This window comes from Vibrio sp. 661, assembly GCF_033339315.1.
Classification (GTDB): Bacteria; Pseudomonadota; Gammaproteobacteria; order Enterobacterales; family Vibrionaceae; genus Vibrio; species Vibrio alginolyticus.
Genome location: NZ_JAWOUJ010000136.1, coordinates 1 through 1,044, shown reverse-complemented (window position 1 = coordinate 1,044; position 1,044 = coordinate 1). Strand labels below are relative to the sequence as shown.

The window sequence follows — 1,044 nt, the reverse complement described above, 5'->3', positions numbered from 1 at the left end:
GTGGCAAGAGCGCCATGATGATGAGCATAAAATCCGCCGTGATGACCACCGCAGCCCCTATCAACGTGATAGAGCGAGAATCCTGCACTCTGCGGCATTTCGACGCCTGCAAGCGAAAACTCAAGTTCATGGCAACAGCTTGGAAGACTTTCATAGAAGTCGACTTACCCACTCGTTAGAAGCGGCCCAATTAGGCACAGGTATTGTCGCGCAACTCAAAAAGAAACAGTCTGAATTTAAAGAACTATTGCCCTCGGACAGTTTGATTGACTCTCTGTGTCTCGCGCACGATATCGGCCACCCACCATACGGACACGGTGGTGAAGTCGCATTGAACTATATGATGCGTGACCATGGTGGCTTTGAAGGCAATGCGCAGACTTTTCGTATTGTGACCAAATTGGAGCCATACACTGAGCACTTCGGGATGAATCTATCGCGCCGAACTTTGTTAGGTTTGATCAAATACCCAGCACTCATCAGTCAGACTCGTTCAGTCAAGCTGCCAAACCCTGCAGAACATCAACGCCGATTAAAAGCCAAAGAATGGAGCCCAGCGAAAGGCATCTACGATTGCGATAAAGATCTGTTTGATTGGGTTATCGCTCCACTCAGCGAGAATGACAAAAGCCTGTTGAGCCAAATGCGCTATCGACCAGACTCCGATTTAGAGCACAGCAAAACGCGCTTTAAATCCCTCGACTGCTCCATTATGGAGCTCGCCGATGATATTGCGTATGGCGTGCACGACTTAGAAGATGCCATTGTGTTGGGTATGGTCACACGTCAGCAATGGCAAGAAGGTGCAGCAAGTCAGTTAGCTGATTGCGGTGATCCTTGGTTTGAAGAACATATCGGCTCTATCGGGCAAATGCTGTTTAGCGGTAAACATCACCAACGCAAAGATGCGATTGGCGGTATGGTCAATGCACTACTTACAAGCATCTCTATTAAAGTGGTTGATGAACCATTCCAAAACCCTTTACTGGCATGGAATGCTTGTTTAGAACCGCATATGGCGAAAGCGCTAGATGTGCTTAAACA

1 protein-coding gene is annotated in these 1,044 nt (G+C 47.9%); it reads left to right on the top strand.

What is annotated here, in order from left to right; translation table 11 throughout:
* A partial coding sequence (locus R7P69_RS25225; RefSeq protein ID WP_318121833.1) for an anti-phage deoxyguanosine triphosphatase occupies nt 1-1,044 on the top strand: 1,044 nt, incomplete at both ends.